A 17,973-nucleotide genomic window follows, 5' to 3' on the forward strand; every position below is an offset into this window, starting at 1 on the left:
AGTGATAAAATGAAGGTTGCCCGATGAACGCCAGTGATACCCGCAAATTCCCGCGTGTCGATTTGGATGTGACGCTGATCGGCCTCGGCTGCGCCCAGATGGGCAACCTTTATCGCATCACGCCCTATGCGGAATCCGCCGGCGCTTTCAGTGCCGCGTGGGATGCCGGTATCCGCTATTTTGATACCGCACCCTTCTACGGCTTCACCCGCTCCGAACGCCGCCTTGGCACGATGCTGACCGATCTTCCCCGCGAAGACTATGTTCTGAGCACCAAGGTCGGGCGCGTCATGACGCCGGATGAGACGGTTGGTCCGGAAGAAGACGGCTACGCCGAACCCCTGCCCTTCCGTCCCGTCTACGACTACAGCTATGACGGCATTCTGCGGTCCTTCGAGGCAAGCCAGCAGCGCCTTGGGATCCTGAAGCCGGACATCCTCTATATTCACGATATTGGTCGCATGACGCATGGCGACCGCCACGATCACTACTGGCAGCAACTGACCGATGGCGGCGGTTTCAAGGCGCTGGGCAAATTGCGGGATGAAGGGTCGACCAAGGCTGTCGGCCTCGGCGTCAACGAATGGGAAGTCGTCGCCGACGCGATGAAGGTTTTCGACATCGACTGCACGATGCTGGCCGGTCGCTACACGCTGCTCGAACAGGACAGCCTCGGCTTCATGGATGAATGCGCGAAGCAAGGCGTCGCGATCGTTGCCGCGGGACCGTTCAATTCCGGGCTGCTCGCCGGCAACAAGAAGTTCAACTATACCGAAGCCCCGGCTGAGATCCTTGCGCGCGTCGAACAGTTGCGTGCCGTCTGCGAGGAAGAAGGCGTGACGCTTCAGGCGGCCGCACTTCAGTTCCCGCTGGCGCATCCGGCTGTCGCGACGATCGTCTCCGGCGCCCGCAATGCCGAACAGATCACCTCGAATGTGGACTGGTTTGCCGAGGAAATCCCTGCATCCTTCTGGTCGCGCCTGAGCGAAAGCGGGCTTCTGGCCGAAGGCACCCCTCTACCCGGCATCGGAGCCTGATCGATGCGGATCGATGCCCACCAGCATTTCTGGCGGATCGCCGACCGGACCGGCCAATGGCCAGGGCCGGAGCTTGAGGCCATTCACCGGGATTTCCTGCCGGACGACCTGCGGCCGTTGTTGGACGAAGCCGGCGTCGATGGCACCGTGCTGGTGCAGACGATGGAGACGCAAGCCGATACGCAGTTCGTGCTGGATCTAGCCGACAACCACCCTTTCATCCTGGGCGTGGTCGGCTGGACGGATTTGAAAGCATCGGATGTGCAGGAGAATATTGGACAGCTGGCAAGCCACAGTAAGCTGAAGGGTTTCCGCCCGATGCTGCAGGACTTGGCCGACGACCGGTGGATCGATGATCCCGCGCTGGACGCCGGTATCGCGACGATGATCGAACACGACCTCGTCTTCGATGCGCTTGTGCTTCCAAGGCATCTGGCACCGCTTTGCAACTTTTCTCGGCGCCATCAGGAACTTCAGATCGTCATCGATCACGGCGCCAAGCCGCCGATCGCCGAGGGACGGTTTATCGACTGGTACGCCCGCATGAAGGCGCTGGCCGCCCTGCCGAACGTGCATTGCAAGCTATCGGGCCTTCTGACCGAAGCGGGAGACCAGAAGCCGCAATCCGTGCGCCCCTATGCGGAAACGATCTTCGACCTGTTCGGGCCTGATCGCGTCATCTGGGGCAGCGATTGGCCTGTCCTGAGACTTGCCGGGGAATACGGCGCCTGGCTCAAACAGTGCCTGGACATCGTCCCGGAAGAGAACCATGCGGCCGTCTTCGGCGGCAATGCCAAACGCTTCTATCGACTGAAAGAGATCTAGGATGCTGACTATCATATGCGATGAACCGGGCAAACTTTCGGCGATCGAGCGGGACAAGCCCGTACGCGGCGAAGGCGAGGTGCTTCTGAAGGTCCGCCGTATCGGCGTCTGCGGCACCGACCTGCATATCTTCACCGGCAACCAGCCCTATCTTTCCTATCCGCGCGTCATGGGCCACGAACTGGCGGCAACCGTCGAGGAAGCGCCCGAGGGAAGCTCGCTTCAGGTGGGCGATATCGTCTCGATCATCCCCTACATTTCCTGTGGCCACTGCAATGCCTGCCTGAAGGGCAAGACCAACTGCTGCCGCAATATCGGTGTGCTCGGCGTCCATCGCGATGGCGGCATGACAGAATATCTGAGCATTCCCGAGCAGTTCGCTGTGAAGGCAAACGGACTGACGCTTGATCAAGCTGCTATGGTCGAGTTTCTGGCGATCGGCGCACATGCGGTCGCCCGCGCACGGGTCGAAAATGGTCAGAAGGTTCTGGTCGTCGGCGCGGGCCCGATCGGCCTATCGGTCGCAATTTTTGCGCAGCTCGAAGGTGCCGAGGTTACGGTCATCGACGGTCGTGCAGACAGGCTTGAGTTCGCCAAGAGCCAGTTGGGCATTACTTCTACGGTCGCGCTTTCCGATGACGACGCCGACCAGCTTTCCGCCATCACCAACGGCGGTTTCTTCGACGCGGTGTTCGACGCGACCGGCAACCCGAAGGCCATGGAACGCGGCTTCTCCTTTGTCGGACACGGCGGCACCTATGTCCTGGTGTCGATCGTCTCCAGCACGATCGGCTTTTCGGATCCGGAGTTTCACAAGCGCGAAACCACGCTTCTCGGCAGCCGTAATGCGACGATCACGGACTTCGAACACGTGATGGACGCAATGCGCGCCGGTGAAGTGCCGGACGCCTTGATTACGCACCGCATGCACCTTTCGGACGTGCCGGACCGGTTTTCCAAACTGACAGATCCCGCGCAAGCGGTGGTCAAGGCGCTCATCGAAGTCGCCTGAGGAGTAAAGTCATGCAACGCATGGGAATGATGATCGGCGTGCAGCCGGAGATGCTTGCCAAGTATCGGGAACTGCATGCGGCGGTATGGCCGGAAATCCTCGACTTGATTTCCCGCTGCAACATCAGGAACTATACGATCTTCCTGCGCGAACCGGAAAACCTCCTGTTCGGCACATGGGAATATCACGGCACCGATTTCGCAGCCGACATGGCGCGGATGGCGGCCAATGAGAAGAACCAGGAATGGTGGGCCTTTACCATTCCCTGCCAGAAGCCCCTGGAAACGCGGGCTGAAGGTGAATGGTGGGCGATGATGGAAGAAGTTTTCCATCATGACTGACATGCAGAGAGGAGAGTTGAAGTCGATGGCAAATCTGAATGGCAAGACAGTTCTGATCACCGCGGCGGGTCAGGGGATCGGCCGCGCCAGTGCGCTTGCCTTCATCGCGGCAGGCGCCAAGGTTCATGCCACCGATATCAACGAGACGGCTCTTTCCGAGTTGCCGAAGCTCGACAACCTGACAACGGCAAAGCTCGACGTCCTGAACGAGGACGCGGTCAAGGCCTGCGTCTCTGATATCGGTCAGGTCGATGTGCTCTTCAACTGCGCCGGCGTCGTGCACGCCGGTTCGGTGCTGGAGATGCCGGATAGCGATCTCGATTTTGCCTTCGATCTCAACGTGCGGGCCATGATCCGCACGATCCGTGCCGTGCTGCCGGGCATGCTGGAGCGCAGGGATGGCGCGATCATCAACATGGCCTCCGTGGCTTCCAGCGTGAAGGGCGTGCCGAACCGTTTCGCCTATGGTGTGACCAAGGCAGCTGTGATCGGACTCACCAAATCAGTCGCGGCCGACTACGTGACGCAAGGGATCCGCTGCAATGCAATCTGCCCGGGCACGGTGGAAAGCCCGTCGCTGCAGGACCGCATGCGCGCCCAGGGCGATTATGATGCCGCCCGCGCCGCCTTCATCGCCCGCCAGCCCATGGGCCGCCTTGGTTCGCCGGAAGAGATCGCCGATCTCGCCGTCTATCTTGCCACGGCCACCTATACGAGCGGACAGGCCTTCGCCATCGACGGCGGCTGGACCATCTGAGCCTTAATCCTCTGCCGTCCTAGACGGCGCACCACCCGATCATCTTGAACCGCCGACCAGCGGAAGGAATAGCCATGGCCAAAATTATCGATATGCGGGTTGTCGACCTGCGCTTTCCGACCTCGCAGAGCCTCGACGGTTCCGATGCCATGAACCCGGATCCGGATTATTCAGCCGCCTACGTGATCCTCGAAACCGACAATCCGGCGCTCAAAGGACACGGCCTCACCTTCACGATCGGCCGCGGCAACGACATCTGCTGCATGGCGATCGAGGCGATGCGCCACCTCGTGGTCGGTGCCGATACGCAGGTGATGAAGGCCAATCCGGGGAAATTCTGGCGGCACCTGACCGGCGACAGCCAGTTGCGATGGATCGGCCCCGACAAGGGCGCCATGCATCTTGCGACCGGCGCTGTCGTCAACGCCTTCTGGGACCTGCTCGCCAAGGAAGAAGGCAAGCCGGTCTGGCGGCTGGTGGCGGACATGTCGCCGGAAGAGATCGCCGATATCGTCGACTATCGCTATCTGACCGACGTTCTCACACGCGACGAGGCTCTCGCCATTCTCAGAAAAGCCGAGGCCGGGAAGCCGGAGCGGATCGCAATTCTGGAAAGCAGGGGTTATCCCTGCTACACGACCTCCGCCGGCTGGCTCGGCTACGATGACGAGAAGCTGCGCAGACTTTGCCAGGAAGCGATCGATGCCGGTTTCGATCATATCAAGATGAAGGTCGGCCGCGATCTGGAAGACGACATCCGCCGCCTGACCATCGCGCGCGAGGTGATCGGCCCCGACCGTTACCTGATGATCGATGCCAACCAGGTCTGGGAGGTCGACCAGGCGATCGACTGGGTCAACAAGCTCGCGTTCTCCAAGCCCTTCTTCATCGAGGAGCCGACCAGCCCGGACGATATTGCCGGTCACCGCAAGATCCGCCAGGCGATCGGGTTGGTGAAGGTTGCCACTGGCGAGATGTGCCAGAACCGTATCATGTTCAAGCAGTTCATAGCAGAAGGTGCGATCGATATCGTGCAGATCGACAGCTGCCGCATGGGCGGGCTGAACGAGGTGCTTTCCGTCCTATTGATTGCCGCCAAATATGGCCTTCCGGTCTGGCCGCATGCCGGCGGCGTCGGCCTTTGCGAATATGTCCAGCATCTCTCGATGATCGACTACGTTGCGGTGTCCGGCACGATGGACGGCCGCGTCATCGAATATGTCGATCACCTGCACGAACATTTCCTCGAACCCTGCGTCATCGAAAACGCCGCCTATATGCCGCCAAAAATGCCGGGCTTCTCGATCGAGATGAAGGCCGGGACGCTGGAGGAATTCCGCTTCGGACGTTGAGGGCGCCGGCGGTCTCTGTTACTCCCGGGTGATTGCATCGCTTGAACTTGAGGGGATCTCCAATGGAGCCAATCTGGGCCGTCGGCCTGATGACCGGGACCGTCCTCGACGGCAATATCGACGTCGCGCTCTTGAAGACCGACGGAGAAACGGTGGAGACAGCAGGCGCCTATACGTTGGCGCCCTATCCGCCCGAGATCCGGTTTCTTCTCGAGGAATCGCTCGCCCAAGCGCGCGTCTGGGAATTCGAAGGACCGGAGCCCGCAATCTTCGCCGTGGCCGAGGAGGCATTGACGCGGGCGCAATCACGCGCAGTGCAGGATCTTGTTGAGAGCGCCGGCCTGACGATGGCCGAGATCGGCATTGTCGGCTTCCATGGCCAGACCGTGCTCCACCGTGCACCGAACCGGGAACGTCTCGGCGACACGCGGCAGCTTGGCGATGGCGAGTTGATGGCGTCGATCCTGGGCTGCAAGGTCGCCTATGATTTCAGAACTGCGGATGTTCGCGCCGGCGGCCAGGGCGCACCGCTAGCCGCCGTCTATCACGCGGCCCTGCTGCGCGGCGTCGATCGATCGGGCGATAGCGCCGTGCTCAACCTCGGTGGTGTCGGCAATGTTAGCTGGTGGGATGGCGAGGACCTGGTGATCGCCTTTGATACCGGCCCGGCCAACGCCCCGCTCAACGATTTCATCAAATCGCTCGGGCTTGGCGAGATGGACAGGGACGGCGCGCTTGGTGCTTCGGGCAAGGTCGATGAGGAGCGTCTGGCACGTCTGCTTGAGCATCCGTACATGACCGCGCCCTACCCGAAATCGCTCGACCGCTATTCGTTTACCGCTGCTATGGCCGACGGGCTTTCGCCGGAAGACGGCGCGGCCACACTTTCAGCCTTTACCGCGTCAGCGGTCGGCAAGGCGCTCGATCTATTGCCGAGACGTCCGAAACGGCTGATCGTGGCCGGAGGCGGGCGTCGCAACCCGACGATCATGGCGATGCTCGAACAGCGCGCCGGCGTCGAGGCCGTGTCCGCCGACGAGTTCGGCTGGCGGGGCGATGCGGTGGAGGCGGAACTGTTCGCGTTCCTCGCCGTGCGCGTGCTGCGCGGTCTGCCGATCAGCTTTCCGACGACGACAGGTGCGCCAAGGCCTCTGCAGGGCGGACGATTGGCGGGCTGACTTGAGGCTCAAGCGGAATTGAGTTTCCCGGATGGGTCTTGCTGCCCTACATGACTGACATAGCCGTCACGGAGGAAACAGCTTTGCGTCTTTACCGGATCCTTGCATCCATCCTGGTGCTTCTTGCGCTTTGCGCCCCAGCCGTGGCGCAACAGCCCCCCGGCATATTCGGGCTTATCCCCGATGACAGCACGACCGAGCACGTTCTCAAAACCGAGGGCAGCGCCGATCTGCCCTATACAGCGACCGCCGGGACGCTTGACCTGTTCGGCCAGGACGGCAATCGAACGGCCAAGATCTTCTACACGGCCTATATCGCCAAGGATCGCACGCCGGGTCGTCCGCTCACATTCGCCTTCAACGGCGGCCCGGGTGCCGCATCGGCCTATCTGCATCTCGGGCTGCTGGGCCCGCGGATCATCGAATTCGGCAAGAACGGCAACGACGGCACTACGCCGCAGATCAGGGACAATCCGCAAAGCTGGCTGGCATTTACCGATCTTGTCATGATCGATCCGGTTGGCACCGGGTGGAGCCGCGCCGCCAGCGACGACATTGCCAAGAATTTCTACGGCGTAAGTCAGGATGCCGACAGCCTTGCCAAGGTGATCTCGCTCTACGTCCAGAAGAACGACCGGCTGAATGCACCAAAATATCTGGTCGGCGAAAGCTATGGCGGGTTCCGCGCGGCGAAAGTCGCGATCGCGATGAAGAATAGCCAGGGCATCATCCCCTCCGGCATCATCATGCTCTCGCCGTTTATCGAAGGCCGGTTCCTCGCAAATTCCGACGATCCGCTGAGCGCCGCACTGCAACTGCCCTCGCTTGCGGCAGCCGAGATGGAGCGGACCAAAAGCTTCACGCCTGAAAAGCTCGCCGAAGCCGAACGCTTTGCGTTGCGCGACTATCTTCCGACCGTGGCGGGCGCTGCGCCGACGGGAGAAGAGGCTGACGCATTCTATGGAAAGCTTGCTGGTCTCACGGGTATCCCGAAAGATGTTGTTTCCAGAACGCGAGGCCTCGTCGGCGATGTCTACGGGAAGCAGATGGGCGGACCGGGTCGGGTCGTCAGCCCCTATGATGCATCCTACGCCGTGCCGGACGCCTATCCCGAGGACGCGTATGGGCGCAATGACGATCCCATTCTGGAAGGATACACCCGCGCCTACAGTGCAGCCTTTGCCTCCTATGCGAAAGGCGAGCTGAAGTTTTCGAGCGACATGACCTACTCGCTTTTGAACGAGGATGTGAACCGCCGGTGGGAATGGAATGGCAGCCGGGGCGGCGATGCTCGCGCGCTCGCCAGCGCGTCGACGGATATCCGCGACCTGCTGTCGGTAATCCCATCCTTCCGCCTGCTGGTCGCGCATGGTCACAGCGATGCGCTGACACCCTATGGTGTGAGCCGCTACGTGATCGATCATCTGCCGACACAGTTGGCAGCCGGCCGGGCAGAACTGAAGACCTATAGCGGCGGCCACATGTTCTATACCAACCCGTCGTCGAGGGCGGCATTCCTGAGCGATGCGAAAGCGTACTACGAGACAAAGACGGTAGAATAGGAATAAGCCCGGTCTATCGAGCTTTTCAAAAGAGTCCGGCACCCCAGGGGTGCCGGATTTCGTATGGGATATAACCTAGCCTATTTCTTTTCAGAGTGGCCGCCGAAGGCTGCCCGAAGCGCCGACAGAACCTGGTTCGAATACTGCTCGTGACCCTGCGACGAAAAGCGCTGGAAGAGAGCGGACGACAGGACCGGAAGCGGCACGCCGGTATCGATACCGGCCTTCATCATCCACCGTCCCTCGCCGGAATCCGAAACTCGACCACTGAAGGCGTCAAGCGTCGGATCGTTGTGCAGAGAGCCGGCGAGAAGATCGAGCAGCCACGACGAAACGACGCTGCCGTGACGCCAGACTTCGGTGATTTCGGCCACGTCCAGATCGTAGTGATAGTAGTGCGGATTGGCGAGCGGGCTGGTTTCCGCATCGGCGCTACGTGCCACCTTGCCGATATTGGCAGACTTCATCAGGTTGAGGCCTTCGGCATAGGCCGCCATCATGCCGTATTCGATGCCGTTGTGGACCATCTTCACGAAGTGACCTGATCCTGCTGGGCCGCAATGGATGTAGCCAAGTTCCGAGGTCCGCTGTGCTTCCTTGCCGGCTCCCGGGGAGAGCGACAGGAAGATCGGATCGAGGCGCTTCACCGCTTCATCCGGTCCGCCGATCATCAGGCAATAGCCGCGTTCCAGACCCCAGACGCCACCGCTCGTGCCGACATCGATATAGTCGAGGCCGATGCCCGAAAGACGCCCTGCGCGATCGATATCGTCCTGGTAGTTGGAGTTTCCGCCGTCGATCAGCACGTCGCCCGCCGACATGACACCCGAGAGCTTCTCGATCGTCTGGTCGGTGATCGCTGCCGGCAGCATCAGCCAAACGGTGGCCGGCTTTGCAAGCTTGCCGACCAGATCTTCGAGCGAGGTAGCACCGATCGCGCCTTCCTGCTCGAGAGCCTCGACATTGGCCTGGCTGACATCGAATACCACACATTCATGTCCATCACGCAGGAGCCGTCGCACCATATTGGCGCCCATACGGCCGAGGCCTATCATTCCGATCTGCATTCCGTTTCCCTTCCGAAAAACCATGTTGTGGGTCCGAACCATCAGGCCCGACTGAGATGAGGCATATCAGTTCGTTCAGAAATTGACACCTGCAGACATGCACGGCAGATGCGCCGAAACCGCCAGCCTAGGCACGGGAAGAAAATACTGTTGACAACCTTCAGCGAAAATGAGAACAAAGGAAGAACATTGAGGAGAACGCCATGCAGAGAACTGAAGAGGTCGTCGCCCGTGCTCTTGCCCTCGTGGCCCAGTCGAAGGCGCTCAGGGAACGTCACGACAAGGAACGCAAGGAGATCTATGGACGGATCGAAATTGCCAATCTTCGCAAGCCGCATGTTCCCAAGGGGATTCAACTGCCTCTCAACCTGCAGTGAATTGACTTTATCGTTGGAGGACGTGGTCCGCGTATACGTCTGATTCAGTCTGTTGCAAGGCTGCACTCGACTCGCTTCTGAAGAGGTGGTTCATTCCCTTCAACGGCGTAGGGGTGCTTAATGCTTCACGAATACAACGAGATCTTTATGCAGCAGCGGTATTTCATAAAGATACTGATGGCCTGGATTGGGGCAATTGCCTTGGGCTGTGTCCCCGTTTTGATGATCGTCAACGCGGTCACCATTTGAGAAGACGCTTCGGCGGTCTCGCGCATTCCATAACTGTTTCACGAAGACGTGCAGTTGACCTTCGTTTGGTCGATGTCAGAAGAGCATCGACATTTAACGGAGCTTCCCAATGGTCAACAAAATCCAGGCTTACCAGCCTGTTCTTCTCAGCATCCTGCGTATTGCCGTCGGCCTCGTCATCTTCTCCTTCGGCATGGCGAAAATCTTTCATTTCCACGCCGGTACCTTCATGCCGCCCACGGGCTCGTTGCCCTGGATCGCGGGTCTCTTTGAGCTTGTCTTCGGCTTCCTCTTCCTGGTCGGTTTCCAGACACGGATAGCGGCATTCCTCCTGTCCGGACTGATGGCCGCGGCTTACTTCATCAGCCACTTTCCCAAAAGCATTTTCCCGCCCGAAAACGGCGGAATGGCTGCTGCCGTGCTCTGGTTCGTGTTCCTGTATTTCGTCACGTCCGGAGCCGGACCGCTCAGTGTCGATGCCAAGCTGAAAAAGGCATAGGACCGGATCAAGGCAGGTTGGGAGGCTCTGCCGTGTGTCCGCAGCAGTGACGAACGCGAAACGACCGCGCCGATGATGTTCGGCGCGGTCGTCTCTTGCCGCCGCTTCCCCTTCGGGAGCCTTGATCGGTCAGATCACTTCTTTGCGTCAGCCCAGCTCTTCACCAGGTCGTCGTAGTTGACGGTGATCGGCTTTTCCTTTTCGTTCTCGATCTTCAGCTGCGGAGCCAGATTGCCCTTGGCCACCGCATCCTTGTTCCAGTAGGCCAGGTCATGCTCTTCTGCGAGCTTGGGACCCATGTCCTTCTGGACGCCAGCGCGTTCCAGACGCTGGAGCACCTTTTCCTGCTCGGCGCAAAGCGAGTCCATTGCCAACTGTGGCGTCTTGGCACCCGATGCAGCATCCCCGATCGCCTGCCACCAAAGCTGTGCGAGCTTCGGATAATCAGGAACGTTGGTGCCGGTCGGCGACCACTGAACACGCGCCGGCGAGCGGTAGAACTCGATCAGGCCGCCGAGTTTCGGTGCGCGATCGGTAAAGCTCTGATGCCGGATCGAGCTTTCGCGGATCAGCGTCAGGCCCACATGGCTCTTCTTCAGGTCGACGGTCTTGGACGTGACGAACTGGGCGTAGAGCCAGGCCGCCTTTGCGCGATCGTCAGGCGTGGACTTCATCAGCGTCCAGGAACCGACGTCCTGATAGCCAAGCTTCATGCCGTCTTTCCAGTAGACGCCGTGCGGGCTTGGCGCGAAACGCCATTTCGGCGTGCCGTCCTCGTTCATGACAGGCAGGCCTGGCTTCACCATATCGGCGGTGAAGGCAGTGTACATGAACATCTGCTGAGCGATTTCGCCGCCGGCAGGGACCGGGCCGGATTCCGAGAAGTTCATGCCCTGGGCAGCCGGCGGTGCATAGGCCTTCATCCAGTCGAGATACTTCTGGATCGAATAGACCGAGGCAGGGCCATTGGTGTCACCGCCGCGCGCCACGCAGGAGCCGACCGGCTGTGACTTTTCGTTGACCTTGATACCCCATTCATCGACCGGCAGACCGTTCGGTAGACCCTTGTCGCCGTTGCCAGCCATCGAAAGCCAGGCGTCGGTGAAGCGCCAGCCGAGCGACGGGTCCTTCTTGCCGTAGTCCATGTGGCCGAAGACCTTCTTGCCGCCGATATCACGGCCGGTGAAGAATTCCGCGATGTCTTCGTAAGCGGACCAGTTGACGGGAACACCGAGGTCGTAGCCGTATTTGGCCTTGAAATCAGCCTTGTTCTTGGCGTCGTTGAACCAGTCGTACCTGAACCAGTAAAGGTTGGCGAACTGCTGGTCCGGAAGCTGGTAGAGCTTCTTGTCGGGCGCGGTGGTGAACTTCAGGCCGATGAAGTCGTCGAGATCGAGGCCGGGATTGGTAACGTCCTTACCTTCCTTCGCCATGAAGTCCGTCAGGGAACGGGCCTGCTGGTAACGCCAATGCGTGCCGATCAGGTCGCTATCGTTGACATAGGCGTCATAGATGTTCTCGCCCGACTGCATCTGCGTCTGCAGCTTCTCGACGACATCGCCTTCGCCGATCAGGTCGTGGGTGATCTTGATGCCGGTGATCGCCGTGAAGGCTGGCGCCAGCACTTTCGACTCGTATTCATGCGTGGTCAGCGTTTCCGAGACGACCTTGATGTCGAGACCGGAGAAGGGCTTCGCCGCATCGATGAACCATTGCAGCTCCTTTTCCTGCTCGGCACGCGATAGCGATGATAGGTCCTTGATTTCCTTGTCAAGGAACTGCTTCGCCTCGTTCATGCCGGCGTGAGCCGTGCCTGCCAGTGCCAGCAATATGCCTGCTGTCGTTGTCAAAAGATGCCGTCGCATAATGTCCTCCCAGAGTTGCGATTGCGATTTCGTTTCGGCGCCAGTCCTCCCGCGCGCCGTATCAAACTTGCCTTCAGACGAAGCGGAAAACGCCGACGGCGTAGACCACAGCGAGGGCAAGAGCCCACCACAGATTGGGGCCGATCAGCCCCAACCATGCGAGATTGATGAATGCTGCACCAAGCAGCGAAATGAAGAGCCGGTCCCCCCGCGTTGTCTCGAAGCGCAGGATCCCAACCCGTGGCGCTCCCCCCGGAGAAAAATACTCCCAGATGCCCATCGCTGCAATCAAGGCGAAGATGGTCACAAAGAAAAGCGTCGTCGGCAGCGTCCAGGCCATCCATGAAAAACTCATGTGCGTTCTCCCTCTAGACCCGACCCAGGGCAAAGCCCTTGGCGATGTAGTTGCGGACAAAGTAGATCACGAGCGCGCCCGGCACGATCGTCAGCACGCCGGCGGCTGCCAGAACGCCCCAGTCCATGCCGGACGCCGAAACGGTGCGGGTCATGATGGCCGAAATCGGCTTGGCGGCAGTCGTCGTCAGCGTGCGGGCAAGCAGCAGTTCGACCCACGAGAACATGAAGCAGAAGAAGGCCGCGACGCCGATGCCGGACGCGATCAACGGCATGAAGATCTTCACGAAGAAGCGCGGGAAGGAATAGCCGTCGATATAAGCGGTTTCGTCGATTTCCTTTGGCACGCCGGACATGAAGCCTTCGAGAATCCAGACGGCCAGCGGGACGTTGAACAGGCAGTGGGCGAGTGCCACGGCGATATGCGTGTCGATCAGTCCGAAGGCGGAATAGAGCTGGAAGAATGGCAGCGCAAAGACCGCCGGTGGCGCCATCCGGTTGGTCAGCAGCCAGAAGAACAGGTGCTTGTCGCCGAGAAACCGGTAGCGGGAGAAGGCGTAGGCCGCAGGAAGTGCCGCCGCCACCGAGATCAGCGTGTTCAGACCCACATAGATAATCGAGTTGATATAGCCGTTGTACCAGGATGGATCGGTGAAGATCACCGTGTAATTCCGAAGCGTCGGGTTATGCGGGAAGAGGGAGAAGGTACCGGTGATCTCGGCATTCTCCTTGAAGCTCATATTGACCAGCCAGTAGATCGGCAGCAGCAGGAAGATGATGTAGATTGTCGAGACGAGCCAGGAGTAGCTGCGCGCCGGCTTGAATGTGTTGACTTGAGCCATCGTAACGGTCCTCCTCACGCGTCTTTGTCGCTGCTGGTCATGACCGTGTAGAAGATCCACGACATCAGCAGGATGATGAGGAAGTAGATGATCGACATCGCCGCGGCCGGCCCGAGGTCGAACTGCCCGACCGCCATCTTGACGAGATCGATCGACAGGAAGGTTGTCGAGTTGCCGGGCCCGCCGCCGGTGACGACGAAGGGTTCGGTATAAATCATGAAACTATCCATGAAGCGCAGGAGCACGGCGATCAGCAGCACCCGCTTCATCTTCGGAAGCTGGATAAACCGGAACACCGACCAGCGCGACGCGCCATCGATTTTCGCAGCCTGATAGTAGGCATCCGGGATCGACACGAGACCGGCATAGCAGAGGAGCACGACAAGGCTCGTCCAGTGCCAGACATCCATCACGATGACGGTGACCCAGGCATCGATCGGATCCCGGACATAGTTGTAGTCGATGCCGAGGATTGCCAGCGTCCGGCCGAGAAGGCCGATATCGACGCGACCAAACACCTGCCAGATGGTGCCGACCACGTTCCACGGGATCAGCAGCGGAAGCGCCATCAGAACGAGGCAGACCGGAACGCCGAGCCCCTTTTTCGGCATGTTCAGCGCGATGAAGATGCCAAGCGGAATTTCCAATGCTAGAATGATGACCGAGAAGAGCAGGTTGCGCTGCAACGCCGCCCAGAACCGATCGGAATTCAGGATTTCGGTAAACCAGCCGGTGCCCGCCCAGAAGAATTCGTTGTTGCCGAACGTGTCCTGCACCGAGTAGTTCACAACGGTCATCAACGGTATAGCCGCTGAAAACAGGACCAGCAGCAGCACCGGAAGAACGAAGAACCAGGCCTTGTTGTTGTAGGTCTTTTCCATATCGTTCACGCCTCCCCGCCGACGCGCCAGGAATTGGCGTAGATATTGATACCTGCAGGATCAAAGCTCACGCGGGCTTCCGCCGGAATTTCCGTATTCTCGTCGGCGACGATCGCAAGCGGCTTTCCCTCGAATTCGGCGCGGACGATGCGCCGTCGGCCGATATCCTCGATCCGGCTGATCTTCACCGGCATGCCTTCTCGACCGAGATGGATGAACTCCGGACGGATGCCGAGTTCGATCCGGTCGCCCAGCCTCGTCTTCGGCGGCACATTGAGGTCCATCCGCTGACTGCCGACCACGACGGACCGCTCATTCAGCTGCGCCGGCAGGACGTTCATGCCGGGCGAACCGATGAAATAGCCGACGAATGTATGGCTGGGCTTCTCGAACAATTCCGCAGGGGTGCCGATCTGCACGATCTCGCCCTCGTACATCACGACGACCTTGTCTGCGAAGGTCAGGGCTTCGGTCTGGTCGTGGGTGACATAGACCATGGTAAAGCCGAACTGCTTGTGGATCCGCTTCAACTGCGAGCGCAGCACCCATTTCATATGGGGATCGATCACGGTCAGCGGTTCATCGAACAGGATGGCGTTGACGTCGTTGCGCACGAGGCCGCGGCCGAGTGATATCTTCTGCTTCTGGTCAGCGGTCAGGCCCCGCGCCTTGCGGTCGGCCCAATCGGCAAGATCGATGATCCCCAGCATGTCGCGAACGCGCTTGTCGACCTCGGCCTCTGGTACTTTGCGGTTGCGCAGCGGGAAGGCCAGATTGTCGTAGACCGTCATCGTGTCGTAGATAACCGGGAACTGGAACACCTGCGCGATGTTGCGACCCTGTGTCGAGACTTCCGTCACGTCGTTTCCATCAAACAGGATGCGTCCGTGTGACGGCTGCAGCAGACCGGAGATGATGTTGAGCAACGTGGTCTTGCCGCAGCCGGAGGGGCCAAGCAGCGCGTAGGCGCCACCGTCGTTCCATTCGTGATGAACTTCGCGAAGCGCATAGTCGCTGTCGGCGACAGGGTTGGCGCCGTAGGCGTGGCGGATATGGTCGAGGGTGATGCGTGCCATGATGTTTCCCCCTAAGCCGCAGCCGCAGCGATTGCCCGACCATCGCTGCCGAACGCCATCAGATGTCGGGTATCGAGAAAGACTTCGATGCCGGTATCTGGATCAATGTTGTGAATGCCGGGTGCCAGCATCACCCATTTCGCATCCTCATACTCAAGGTGCACGAAGCTTTCCGAACCAGTGATTTCCGAGATCTGGGTGCGGGCTGCGAGCCGCGCCGAATTCTCGGTCTGCTGCGTGAAGCCCAGATGATGTGGATGAAACGCAACCGTCAGGGGACCATCCGGTATGGTTCCGAGATGCGCAGGCAAGGGAAGAACGTCGCCTTCGCGGTGGCGGAGCCCGCCACCCGACTTAACCACCTCGATGAAATTCAGCGGCGGATCGGCAAAGGTCTTCGCGGTCGTCAGATCCGCCGGCCTTCTATAGATGTCGATCGTCGGCCCGAACTGGGTGATGCTGCCCTCGGAAAGGGTTGCCGTATTGCCGCCCAGCATCAGCGCTTCCGAAGGTTCGGTCGTGGCATAGACAAAGATTGCGCCGGACTGGGCAAAGATCTTGGGAAGCTCTTCGCGCAGTTCTTCACGCAGCTTGTAATCGAGGTTGGCGAGTGGCTCGTCCATCAGCACGAGGCTCGCGTTCTTGACCAACGCGCGGGCAAGAGCGGTGCGCTGCTGCTGGCCGCCGGAGAGATGCAGAGGCGTGCGATCGAGATAGGGAGTCAACCGCAAGAGTTCTGCGGCCTTGCGCACCTCGCGGTCGACGGTCGCCTTGTCCTTGCCGGAAATGCGCATCGGCGAGGCAATGTTTTCATAGACGGTCAGGAGCGGATAGTTGATGAACTGCTGGTACACCATCGCGATATTGCGTTTTTGCACCGGCATGCCGGTCACGTCTATTCCATCGAAATAGACAGCACCCTCCGTCGGCCGGTCCAAACCAGCCATCAGCCGCATCAGCGACGTCTTGCCCGAAAGCGTCGGACCGAGCAGCACATTCAGGCTGCCACGCTCGAGCGTAAGGTCGCTCGGGTGAATATGATATTCGCCCGCCACCATTTTCGCAGCTTTTCGCAATTCCAACATGCTTGTTCCCCTGCCTCCTCACAGCGGGAACACATGCCGCTTATCCGGCGATCCTTTCCGGTATTGCGGCCATGTACTCCTCCAAAACCCTCTTCTCGTCAGCGTCGAGCCGTAGCCCGTCCTTTGTTCTCCTCCAAAGGACGTCCTCGGCGCTTAACGCCCATTCCTGATCGGCAAGATAGCGAACCTCCACCTCATAGAGTTCGCCGCCGAAATTATGCCCAAGATCCTCTGCTCGAGCAGCGTTGCCGAGCAAAGTCGCGGCCCTCGTACCGTAACGCCGGACCAGCCTACGCGCATGGCGATCGGTCAGGAAGGGATATCGCGCCTTCAGCCCAGCGACTTCGCTTTCGTAGCCGCGGGCAGGGAAATCGCCACCCGGGAGGTGGCTGTCAGCGGTCCAGGGCTTGCCTTTGACGCCGATGGCTTCGCCGATCTTTTCGACCGCATGTTCCGAAAGCCGTCGATAAGTGGTGAGCTTGCCACCGAACACATTGAGAAGCGGCGCTCCGCCCTCCCCGAGGCCGACCGTATCCAGCTTCAGTACATAGTCGCGGGTTGCCTCCTGCGCTTTCGAGGCGCCGTCGTCGAACAGCGGCCGCACGGCCGAATAGGTCCAGACGATATCTTCCTTGCGCACCGGCTCCTTGAAATACTCGCTCGCCGCCTTGCAGAGATAGTTGGTTTCCTCTTCGGAGATCCGAACGTCCTTCGGATCCTCCTTGAAGTCGCGATCGGTCGTGCCGATCAGCGTGAAATCCTCTTCGTAGGGGATAGCAAAAATGATCCGGTTATCCGGGTTCTGGAAGAAATAGGCGCGCGGGTCGTCGAACTTCTTCTTGACGACGATATGGCTGCCCTGAACCAGCCGGACATGGTGCGCTTCGTTTTCGCCGAAGGCGGAGCGGATCACCTGGTCCACCCACGGGCCGGCGGCATTGACCAGCATACGAGACTTGTGGGTCTGACTGGAGCCGGTGACTGTGCTTCGGGTAACAATCGTCCAAATGCCCTCTTCGCGCCGCGCCGAAACGACTTTCGTGCGCGGAAGGATCAGGGCCCCCTTGTCGGCAGCGTCACGGGCGTTCAGCACCACCATCCGCGCGTCGTCCACCCAGCCATCCGAGTATTCGAACGCCTTCGTAAACAGCGATTTCAAAGGTTTGCCGGCCGGATCCTTGCGCATATCAAGCGTTGCCGTCGGCGGCAGGAGCTTGCGGCCACCCAGGTGATCATAGAGAAACAACCCCAGCCGGATCAGCCAGGCGGGTCGGACGCCACCCTTGTGATAGGGGAGAACGAAGCGCATCGGCCAGATGATATGCGGTGCCATTGCCCAGAGCACTTCGCGCTCCATGAGAGACTCGCGCACCAGCCGAAATTCATAATGTTCGAGATAGCGCAGGCCGCCATGGATAAGCTTGGTGGCTCCTGACGACGTGCCTGAGGCAAAATCGTTCATTTCTGCCAAGGCGACCGAATAGCCGCGACCCACAGCATCGCGCGCGATACCGCAACCGTTGATCCCTCCACCGATCACAAAGACGTCGTGAATTACCTGACTCATTATCCCCTCGCTAAGCCCTGTCCCCTCACAGAGCCCGGCTCGACATG

The 17,973-nt window shown here is 59.9% G+C and carries 18 protein-coding genes; 10 read left to right on the top strand and 8 right to left on the bottom strand.

Features of this window, described 5'->3' with window-relative positions; all coding sequences use genetic code 11:
• Positions 1 to 23: 23 nt before the first annotated feature.
• The 8 genes from ACQY1K_RS20485 (at position 24) to ACQY1K_RS20520 (ending at position 8,064) form a co-directional block, all read left to right on the top strand.
• A complete protein-coding gene (locus ACQY1K_RS20485; RefSeq protein WP_430259093.1) occupies positions 24 to 1,037 on the top strand; it encodes an aldo/keto reductase in 1,014 nt (337 codons plus the stop codon).
• Positions 1,038 to 1,040: 3 nt separating this feature from the next.
• Positions 1,041 to 1,862, top strand: coding sequence for an amidohydrolase family protein (locus ACQY1K_RS20490; protein WP_430259095.1), 822 nt, complete (start codon positions 1,041 to 1,043; stop codon positions 1,860 to 1,862).
• Between the two features lies 1 nt (position 1,863).
• On the top strand, positions 1,864 to 2,874 hold the full coding sequence (locus ACQY1K_RS20495) for a zinc-binding alcohol dehydrogenase family protein (protein WP_430259097.1): 1,011 nt from the start codon (positions 1,864 to 1,866) through the stop codon (positions 2,872 to 2,874).
• Positions 2,875 to 2,885: 11 nt separating this feature from the next.
• Positions 2,886 to 3,215 (top strand): L-rhamnose mutarotase, encoded by a 330-nt coding sequence (locus ACQY1K_RS20500; RefSeq protein ID WP_092664237.1) that lies wholly within the window; start codon positions 2,886 to 2,888, stop codon positions 3,213 to 3,215.
• 25 nt (positions 3,216 to 3,240) lie between these two features.
• Positions 3,241 to 3,972 carry an SDR family oxidoreductase gene (locus tag ACQY1K_RS20505; RefSeq protein WP_184655233.1) on the top strand — a complete coding sequence of 244 codons (732 nt, stop codon included), beginning with the start codon at positions 3,241 to 3,243 and terminating at the stop codon, positions 3,970 to 3,972.
• A 74-nt stretch (positions 3,973 to 4,046) separates the two neighbouring features.
• Positions 4,047 to 5,324, top strand: a complete 1,278-nt coding sequence (locus ACQY1K_RS20510) for an L-fuconate dehydratase (protein ID WP_430259099.1) — start codon at positions 4,047 to 4,049, stop codon at positions 5,322 to 5,324.
• A gap of 62 nt (positions 5,325 to 5,386) precedes the next feature.
• Positions 5,387 to 6,502: an anhydro-N-acetylmuramic acid kinase gene (locus ACQY1K_RS20515; protein WP_184655235.1), complete on the top strand. Its 1,116-nt coding sequence runs from the start codon at positions 5,387 to 5,389 to the stop codon at positions 6,500 to 6,502.
• Between the two features lie 50 nt (positions 6,503 to 6,552).
• Entirely contained in the window at positions 6,553 to 8,064 is a 1,512-nt protein-coding gene (locus tag ACQY1K_RS20520; protein WP_430259101.1) for a S10 family peptidase, read from the top strand.
• 80 nt (positions 8,065 to 8,144) lie between these two features.
• On the opposite strand, the gene gnd is transcribed toward ACQY1K_RS20520, so the two are convergent.
• Positions 8,145 to 9,131 (bottom strand): phosphogluconate dehydrogenase (NAD(+)-dependent, decarboxylating), encoded by a 987-nt coding sequence (gnd, locus tag ACQY1K_RS20525; protein ID WP_430259103.1) that lies wholly within the window; start codon positions 9,129 to 9,131, stop codon positions 8,145 to 8,147.
• A 203-nt stretch (positions 9,132 to 9,334) separates the two neighbouring features.
• On the opposite strand from gnd, the gene ACQY1K_RS20530 reads away from it, so the two are divergent.
• Together ACQY1K_RS20530 and ACQY1K_RS20535 are read left to right on the top strand one after the other, a co-directional pair.
• Positions 9,335 to 9,508: a hypothetical protein gene (locus ACQY1K_RS20530; protein ID WP_165699857.1), complete on the top strand. Its 174-nt coding sequence runs from the start codon at positions 9,335 to 9,337 to the stop codon at positions 9,506 to 9,508.
• A 358-nt stretch (positions 9,509 to 9,866) separates the two neighbouring features.
• Entirely contained in the window at positions 9,867 to 10,256 is a 390-nt protein-coding gene (locus tag ACQY1K_RS20535) for a DoxX family protein (protein WP_430259105.1), read from the top strand.
• 134 nt (positions 10,257 to 10,390) lie between these two features.
• Here the strand turns inward: ACQY1K_RS20535 and ACQY1K_RS20540 are convergent, their stop codons facing one another.
• The 7 genes from ACQY1K_RS20540 to glpD form a co-directional block, all read right to left on the bottom strand.
• Positions 10,391 to 12,121 (bottom strand): extracellular solute-binding protein, encoded by a 1,731-nt coding sequence (locus ACQY1K_RS20540; protein ID WP_113165103.1) that lies wholly within the window; start codon positions 12,119 to 12,121, stop codon positions 10,391 to 10,393.
• Positions 12,122 to 12,194: 73 nt separating this feature from the next.
• The gene (locus ACQY1K_RS20545) at positions 12,195 to 12,476 is read right to left on the bottom strand and encodes a DUF2160 domain-containing protein (protein WP_062458904.1); all 282 of its coding nucleotides are present in this window, start codon (positions 12,474 to 12,476) and stop codon (positions 12,195 to 12,197) included.
• Positions 12,477 to 12,489: 13 nt separating this feature from the next.
• Positions 12,490 to 13,317, bottom strand: coding sequence for a carbohydrate ABC transporter permease (locus ACQY1K_RS20550; protein WP_062576484.1), 828 nt, complete (start codon positions 13,315 to 13,317; stop codon positions 12,490 to 12,492).
• Between the two features lie 14 nt (positions 13,318 to 13,331).
• Complete coding sequence (locus ACQY1K_RS20555) at positions 13,332 to 14,198, bottom strand: carbohydrate ABC transporter permease (RefSeq protein WP_062576486.1); 867 nt, start codon at positions 14,196 to 14,198, stop codon at positions 13,332 to 13,334.
• Between the two features lie 5 nt (positions 14,199 to 14,203).
• Positions 14,204 to 15,274 carry an ABC transporter ATP-binding protein gene (locus tag ACQY1K_RS20560; RefSeq protein ID WP_430249368.1) on the bottom strand — a complete coding sequence of 357 codons (1,071 nt, stop codon included), beginning with the start codon at positions 15,272 to 15,274 and terminating at the stop codon, positions 14,204 to 14,206.
• 11 nt (positions 15,275 to 15,285) lie between these two features.
• Complete coding sequence (locus tag ACQY1K_RS20565) at positions 15,286 to 16,359, bottom strand: ABC transporter ATP-binding protein (protein WP_430259107.1); 1,074 nt, start codon at positions 16,357 to 16,359, stop codon at positions 15,286 to 15,288.
• 40 nt (positions 16,360 to 16,399) lie between these two features.
• Positions 16,400 to 17,926: a glycerol-3-phosphate dehydrogenase gene (gene glpD, locus ACQY1K_RS20570; RefSeq protein WP_430259109.1), complete on the bottom strand. Its 1,527-nt coding sequence runs from the start codon at positions 17,924 to 17,926 to the stop codon at positions 16,400 to 16,402.
• Positions 17,927 to 17,973: the final 47 nt, after the last annotated feature.

Source organism: Neorhizobium sp. IRS_2294, from assembly GCF_050500145.1.
Taxonomy (GTDB): domain Bacteria; phylum Pseudomonadota; class Alphaproteobacteria; order Rhizobiales; family Rhizobiaceae; genus Neorhizobium; species Neorhizobium soli.

What these genes read in the sequence shown, in the direction of transcription:
- ACQY1K_RS20485 (WP_430259093.1), top strand. Translation starts at nt 24, where the DNA reads ATGAACGCCAGTGATACCCGCAAATTCCCGCGTGTCGATTTGGATGTG.
- ACQY1K_RS20490 (WP_430259095.1), top strand. Translation starts at nt 1,041, where the DNA reads ATGCGGATCGATGCCCACCAGCATTTCTGGCGGATCGCCGACCGGACC.
- ACQY1K_RS20495 (WP_430259097.1), top strand. Translation starts at nt 1,864, where the DNA reads ATGCTGACTATCATATGCGATGAACCGGGCAAACTTTCGGCGATCGAG.
- ACQY1K_RS20500 (WP_092664237.1), top strand. Translation starts at nt 2,886, where the DNA reads ATGCAACGCATGGGAATGATGATCGGCGTGCAGCCGGAGATGCTTGCC.
- ACQY1K_RS20505 (WP_184655233.1), top strand. Translation starts at nt 3,241, where the DNA reads ATGGCAAATCTGAATGGCAAGACAGTTCTGATCACCGCGGCGGGTCAG.
- ACQY1K_RS20510 (WP_430259099.1), top strand. Translation starts at nt 4,047, where the DNA reads ATGGCCAAAATTATCGATATGCGGGTTGTCGACCTGCGCTTTCCGACC.
- ACQY1K_RS20515 (WP_184655235.1), top strand. Translation starts at nt 5,387, where the DNA reads ATGGAGCCAATCTGGGCCGTCGGCCTGATGACCGGGACCGTCCTCGAC.
- ACQY1K_RS20520 (WP_430259101.1), top strand. Translation starts at nt 6,553, where the DNA reads ATGACTGACATAGCCGTCACGGAGGAAACAGCTTTGCGTCTTTACCGG.
- gnd (WP_430259103.1), bottom strand. Translation starts at nt 9,131, where the DNA reads ATGCAGATCGGAATGATAGGCCTCGGCCGTATGGGCGCCAATATGGTG.
- ACQY1K_RS20530 (WP_165699857.1), top strand. Translation starts at nt 9,335, where the DNA reads ATGCAGAGAACTGAAGAGGTCGTCGCCCGTGCTCTTGCCCTCGTGGCC.
- ACQY1K_RS20535 (WP_430259105.1), top strand. Translation starts at nt 9,867, where the DNA reads ATGGTCAACAAAATCCAGGCTTACCAGCCTGTTCTTCTCAGCATCCTG.
- ACQY1K_RS20540 (WP_113165103.1), bottom strand. Translation starts at nt 12,121, where the DNA reads ATGCGACGGCATCTTTTGACAACGACAGCAGGCATATTGCTGGCACTG.
- ACQY1K_RS20545 (WP_062458904.1), bottom strand. Translation starts at nt 12,476, where the DNA reads ATGAGTTTTTCATGGATGGCCTGGACGCTGCCGACGACGCTTTTCTTT.
- ACQY1K_RS20550 (WP_062576484.1), bottom strand. Translation starts at nt 13,317, where the DNA reads ATGGCTCAAGTCAACACATTCAAGCCGGCGCGCAGCTACTCCTGGCTC.
- ACQY1K_RS20555 (WP_062576486.1), bottom strand. Translation starts at nt 14,198, where the DNA reads ATGGAAAAGACCTACAACAACAAGGCCTGGTTCTTCGTTCTTCCGGTG.
- ACQY1K_RS20560 (WP_430249368.1), bottom strand. Translation starts at nt 15,274, where the DNA reads ATGGCACGCATCACCCTCGACCATATCCGCCACGCCTACGGCGCCAAC.
- ACQY1K_RS20565 (WP_430259107.1), bottom strand. Translation starts at nt 16,359, where the DNA reads ATGTTGGAATTGCGAAAAGCTGCGAAAATGGTGGCGGGCGAATATCAT.
- glpD (WP_430259109.1), bottom strand. Translation starts at nt 17,926, where the DNA reads ATGAGTCAGGTAATTCACGACGTCTTTGTGATCGGTGGAGGGATCAAC.